Annotated in this window: 7 protein-coding genes; 1 reads left to right on the forward strand and 6 read right to left on the reverse strand. The window is 40.9% G+C overall.

Going from position 1 to position 6119, the window contains the following annotated elements; genetic code table 11:
* Positions 1-3 precede the first annotated feature (3 nt).
* Complete coding sequence (locus B4U84_RS30795) at positions 4-165, forward strand: hypothetical protein (protein ID WP_016863190.1); 162 nt, start codon at positions 4-6, stop codon at positions 163-165.
* Positions 166-323: 158 nt separating this feature from the next.
* On the opposite strand, the gene B4U84_RS30800 is transcribed toward B4U84_RS30795, so the two are convergent.
* The 6 genes from B4U84_RS30800 to yidC form a co-directional block, all read right to left on the reverse strand.
* The gene (locus B4U84_RS30800; protein WP_017311502.1) at positions 324-500 is read right to left on the reverse strand and encodes a hypothetical protein; all 177 of its coding nucleotides are present in this window, start codon (positions 498-500) and stop codon (positions 324-326) included.
* A 303-nt stretch (positions 501-803) separates the two neighbouring features.
* Positions 804-1340 carry an SH3 domain-containing protein gene (locus tag B4U84_RS23090; RefSeq protein ID WP_131120692.1) on the reverse strand — a complete coding sequence of 179 codons (537 nt, stop codon included), beginning with the start codon at positions 1338-1340 and terminating at the stop codon, positions 804-806.
* Between the two features lie 221 nt (positions 1341-1561).
* On the reverse strand, positions 1562-3076 hold the full coding sequence (locus tag B4U84_RS23095; protein WP_017311504.1) for a Ycf46 family AAA ATPase: 1515 nt from the start codon (positions 3074-3076) through the stop codon (positions 1562-1564).
* A gap of 333 nt (positions 3077-3409) precedes the next feature.
* Entirely contained in the window at positions 3410-3916 is a 507-nt protein-coding gene (locus B4U84_RS23100) for a YceD family protein (protein ID WP_131120693.1), read from the reverse strand.
* A 231-nt stretch (positions 3917-4147) separates the two neighbouring features.
* Entirely contained in the window at positions 4148-4666 is a 519-nt protein-coding gene (locus tag B4U84_RS23105; RefSeq protein WP_131120694.1) for a Jag family protein, read from the reverse strand.
* A complete protein-coding gene (gene yidC, locus B4U84_RS23110) occupies positions 4666-5874 on the reverse strand; it encodes a membrane protein insertase YidC (RefSeq protein WP_131120695.1) in 1209 nt (402 codons plus the stop codon). The genes B4U84_RS23105 and yidC overlap by 1 nt, the downstream gene beginning before the upstream one ends.
* Between the last annotated feature and the right edge of the window lie 245 nt (positions 5875-6119).

Genomic DNA, 6119 nt, shown 5'->3' on the forward strand with positions numbered 1-6119 from the left:
ATCGTGGAAAGTCCACTCCTAAGTATTTTGGCTTTGGTTGCTCTGGTGCTATTAGTCGTAGTTACCGGAGGAGTTGGTTATCTAACGCTAGCTGATTGGCGCGATCGCCGTCTTCAAGAACAAGAAAAACGCGAAGTTAGACGCAGCAATCCGAAGCGGCGATGAAAATCTACAACTAGAGACGCTTCAACAGTTATCAGTTATCAGTTATCAGTTATCAGTTATCAGGTTTATCTGTGTTGACTAATAACTTATGACTGATAAGGATGAAGCGTCTCTACAGGTTATATTTTTGGTAGTGAGTTTTGCTTGATAGACAAAAATTATTGCTTTTGGTAGTAATCCCAAACTAATGCAATCAGTACTGCTAAACCAGTAATTGCCAAAGCATGGAAAGGGTTTTGTCCTTGACTGACTGCAAAGGATGTAACTACACCAGCACCCAAAGCAGCAGTAACGGCAGCAGTAACCAAGTCAGATTTGGAATTGCGATTATACATATTTTATCTTTGAGGATAAATTGATTCAATTGGTGGCTTTTATATCTTCCTCAAATTAACATCCAGCTTTTGGGATTTCGACATTTTAATAAATATCGCAATTAAGCTTTACTTTTGCTTACAAAGTAAATAAAACTTAAGGCAAAATTTAATTAGAATTTGTAGTAAGCACTTTAGTGCTTGAATATTTGAGGACTAAAGTCATTACTACAAACGAATTTACCCATCATAATTAATACGATTAAGCAGTAAGCTTTTAAATTTTTGCCTCAAAATTAATACTGAGGCAATTGTTTAAACTCTCTATTGTTGTTCTGTGTCATCTATTATTTGAGTATCATCTTGTTCATCAAGTTTCGCCACATTACCCGATTTTACCCAACCTTCTTGATCACCATTTTCTAAACGAATTTTTTGCCAATCATTATCACTGCTTTCTTCTAAAACTATGACTTTTTGATTAAAAGCAACTCCCCCAACACGTTCAGCTTCAGGAGTTGGTTCTTTTCGCAAACGTAAGCCCTGTTTCCAGGTTACACGCGCTTTATACGCTCCTGGCGGTAGCGATTCTGGTGATTCTTTTGGTTTAGGCGTTTCTTTAGGAGTTTTTTGAGAATTGGAAGTTGATGAAGACGGTTCTAAAGATACTTGATTAGTTTTTGATGTTTGAGATTTTGGTGCTTGTGTCCTCACCAGAGGTTGATCATTGGCATAAACTGGTTTAGGCGGGGGTGCAGAAACTCGATTCATAAAATATAGCGCCATCGCAAACCCGCCACCAATTAAAATCGCGATCGCTAATATAAACCCGAATATATACTTGAATATTTTAATCACCATAATTTAGAACTTCGGGATCAATAAATGTTTTTTTCGTGTTGGTTTTAGGGGATCGGGGATCGGGGACTGGGGATTGGGAATTGGGAATTGGGGAGCGGGAATTGGTGTTATTCCTCCCTTGTCTCCCTTGTCCTCCTTGTCCCCCTTCCCGATTAAGAGTTCCCTATCTTCACGAATAAATTTAATTTTGTCCAACTACTTACTAACTAAACCACAACTCGCTATTTTAACTGGCGTTGGATGCGATCGCTCAAAGGACTATGTTTAGATGCTAAACGCGCCCTCCCAGCAGCAGCCCATTCTTGTAGTTGTTGAATTTGTTCGGTGGCGGTGCGGGCTAAGGGTATGATTTGGCTAGCGGCTTCTAAAATATCATCGGTAGTAAAGTCGCGGTTTTGGCTAAAACCGATGTGCATGGCTTCAATTAAAGTTTGTTCAATTTCTGCGCCAGAAAAATCGGGTGTTTCATACGCTAACCTGTCGATATCATAACTTTTAATGTTATGAGCGCGTAGTCTTGATAAATGCACATTGAAAATAGCTTTTCTTTCTTCTTGGGTAGGTAAACCAACGAAGAAAATTTCATCAAATCGCCCTTTTCGTAGCATTTCTGGCGGTAGGGCTTGGATATCGTTAGCGGTAGAAACTACAAATACAGGTGAGGTTTTCTCGGCTAACCAGGTAATAAATGTACCAAAAACACGGCTAGTTGTTCCCGCATCTCCTTTACTACCCAGTCCCGAAAAGGCTTTATCGATCTCGTCTATCCACAATACACAAGGGGCGAGGGCTTCAGCTACTTGGATCATTTGACGTGTGCGGGATTCTGATTCACCCACTAAACCTGCAAATAATCGTCCCACATCTAAGCGCAGTAGAGGTAAGTGCCAGTGATGAGCGATCGCTTTAGCTGTTAATGATTTACCAGTTCCCTGGATACCTACTAACAGTAAACCACGGGGGTGCGGTAATCCGTACTGTCTTGCTCGTTCTGTAAACGCACCTCCTCGACGCAGTAACCAATCTTTGAGATTATCTAATCCGCCGATGTCGGAAATTTGCTCGGTTGCGGGGATAAAATCGAGAATCTGGGTTTGGCGGATCGTCTGGCGTTTTTCTTCTAAAACCAAATCCACATCTTCTGGTTGTAATTCACCGTGAGTGGCGATCGCTCTGGCTAATACCCGGCGTATCCTTTCCATCGATAGCCCTTGACAAGAGCGCACCAAGTCGTCTAAAAATTTGCTCGATGGAGAATGACCAGTGGCGATTAACAAACGTTCGACTTCCCCTCGAATTTCAGTAGCGCTCGGTAAGGGAAACTCTACAACTGTTAAAACTTCGGTTAAATCATCAGGAATTGCAACTCTCGGCGACAACAGGATAAGATTTTTCGGTTGTGACTTGAGGAGTCTAGCTAAATTGCGGAGTTTGCGAGAAATAGCGACATCGTCTAGAAAGCGATGATAATCTCGCAGGATAAATACTCCCGGTGCTGTAGCGGGAATTTTTTCGACAAATTCTAAAGCTTGCAAAGGGTTACGTCGCCCAAAACCTTGATCATTAGGGTTTCCCTGATATCCATCGACAAAATCCCAAGTGTAAACCGGACGATTACCCTGATTTGCTGCTTCTTCCCGAATTGCGCCTTCTAAACGTTCTTCTTCGTAGGTGGGAATATAGATGAGTGGATAGCGAGCGCGGAGCAATAGTTTGAACTCTTCACGGAAGCTCATGATATTTGGATGTTATTAGCGAGTTGTTATTTTATCTAGTTCTTTCATTTTTAAGGTTTGTACTACTCTTCACAACTGTTTGATATTTTTTCTCTATATAAAATGAATATATCAAAAGCCAATACTACTCGGATAAAACAAATTGATTGACATTTAAATTGTGTAGAGACGTTGCACTGCAACGTCTCTACATACCTAGAATGATGACTAAAAATCCTATCCCTTGCGGCATTGTATCAAAAACGATCAGGTAACAAACTTCCCAAAAATTATTCCCAGCCAGAGACTGGGAACGAAGAAATAGCCGAATGACCAATAACTAATGACCAATGACTAAGATGGAAGTTGCTTTTTCAAAGCTTCCAAAGAAGCCCAACGACGATCTACAGCACGAGTAGAGTCTTGATCATGACTTGGTTGAATACCTGGACAATTTTGATCACAGAGTTGGCGCTGAGGAATTTCTAGGCACACTTGCTCATACAACCATTCACCAGGGTCAAAATATCCGTGGGGTGATAAAGTTTCTACTAAATCTTCCACAGCTACTTCCCGTTCTAGGGGTAAAGATACTTCTTGCTCTGCTATTTCGTCTAACCAGATGATTTCGGAGGTATCAACCACTAAGCGATGATTATAGTTTTGCAAGCAGCGGTTGCAGGTACAAGTAATAATTGTTTCTGTTTTTCCAGATACTTCTAAGTAATTACCCTGATGTTGCACACGAATACGCCCGCGAACTGGTGTCAAGGTATCCAAACCAGACAGAAACTCTTTCACCTGGATCTCCTCTGTCCGCTCCGGCGCTTTGGTTAGCTGCGGAATATAAATTGCGTCCATAGGATTTGTGAGACATCCTCACGAAAAATGAGCTTTTCTATCAGCTATTTTGCTGATAATACTTTTTTAGTTTAACTTTTTTGGGTTGTTAGTTTGTTAGTTGTACCCTGCGCTTTGACACGGAGTGGCTACTTGCACGCCTGTCACTAACGCGCCTACCTTTGGTAGCTGCTGAGGCGTCTATGAAAGCATGAACAATCAACCAGCAACCACCAACCATCAACAATTTGATTATTCAGAGAACGCCAAGCGTACAACCAAATTACGATGTGGCTCCTTACCCCGGCTGAAGGTTTCTAAATCCCTAAACTCTTTTAAAAAGGTATGGACTTGACGACGTTCAGCCGAACTGAGAGATTTTATTTCCACTTCTTGTGCTGTCACGCGGACTTGTTGAGCAGCAGCTTCAGCGATCGCTTGAATTTCTGCTTGTCTCTTAATACGATAACCGTTTAATTCTACGGTGTATGAGGCTTGTTCCTCATGGGGTTGATTTAAATTGAGAGTAGAATTTGCTAGATACTGAATCGCATCTAGCACTACACCATCAGGTCCAATCAAAACCTGAATTTGTTCTGGCGTCATATTGATATTATCAATAGTCAACCAGTAATTATCTGGTTCTTGAGACTCGCCCTCAGCAATCTTAGCTACTTCTAAATTACCTTTAATTTCAGTATTTATCCCAGTAAATTGCAGCAGTGTTTTTAACCACTGCTGCCCTCTTTCCATCCGAGAGTCAGTCATCATCAACTTGTAGCCTTTTTCTTAGAACTCTTTGGTTCAACTTTCTTAGAACTTTTTGGTTCATTAGAACTCTTTGGTTCAACTTTCTTAGAACTTTTTGGCTCAAACGGCAACGTTTTTTGTTGTGCTTCCGACTGCTTTTCTTGAGTATCTACAATTTTTTGAAGTTCCTCTGGCAGGGCTTCACGCGAAAGGATGTAAGTTTGTAGAGTTTGGAAAATATTACCAATCACCATATACATCAACACCCCAGCCGGCAAGGGGAAGAATAAAAACATCCCGGAAAAGATTACGGGAGTGATTTTATTGACTGTATCCTGTTGTGGATTACCACCACTAGAATTTTGCCCCGAAAGGATTTGGCTAACGTAGAGAGTAATACCAAACAATACAACCATCGCCACAATATCCCAATGAATTGTGCCATCCGGATCAGTAGCTCCGACTCTACCCAAAGCCTCAATAAACAAAAATCCTTTGTCTGCTGCTAGCCCTGGAATTGTTCCAGTTATGGTGACATCTCCTGGTTGGAGGGCTTCGATATTACCTTGCTCATCAATTGTGATTCTTTCTTCCCCTTTAGTAATTTTCCATTGGGGAACTAAGTTGGTATCTGGGTGTTCTGTCAATAAGTCCTGAAATGGTTTACCTTCAGGAGTCTGATATTGAATCTTGGTATGTTCTCCTACTGCTAATTTGCTACCTCCAGGGAGAATAGCACTGACCTTAAGGTGTTCCCCATCAGCAACATAGATGTTTTGGGGAGGAGTAACAAAGGCTTGGGGTTGAATTCTTTCGATTTGTTCAGCAGGAAGAATTTGTAAGTTAACAGTATAGTTAACACCAGCAAAAGGTGAACCTCGCAGGGTCGCAAATAGTGCTAATAACACTGGCATTTGCAACAGTAATGGTAAACATCCAGCTAAAGGATTACCAAATTCCTTCTGGACATTCATCATTTCTTCTTGCTGCTTTTGCGGATCATCTTTAAAACGTTCTTTAATTTCTTGCATCCGCTTTTGCATCAAAGGTTGGACGACTCGCATCCGTCGCATGTTGCGAATTGAACCAGCACTTAGAGGATATAGTGCAAAACGAATAATTAACGTCAAAGCAACGATCGCCAATCCATAGCTCGGCACAATGCTATAGAACAAGTCTATGATTGGCAACATTACGTTGTTTGAAAAAAACCCGATACCAAAATCCATTATTCTGAATTCAACCTGAGGTAATGTAAATTAATTACCGATTTTATATTGAGAGTTAGTTGTTTGTTGTTTGGAAGAATTATTGACAATCACCAATCATCAACTAATTAACCAGCAACTACTAACCAAAATTTGAAAATCGGCTAACTGAATATAATTTATCGAAAATCAGGATCTATCTGCGACTGTAACTCAACTACGGATAGCCGCACATTATTGGGCATGGGGCATGGGGCATGGGGCAT

Origin of the sequence: Westiellopsis prolifica IICB1, from assembly GCF_004323185.1 — a bacterium.
Lineage (GTDB): Bacteria > Cyanobacteriota > Cyanobacteriia > Cyanobacteriales > Nostocaceae > Pelatocladus > Pelatocladus prolificus_A.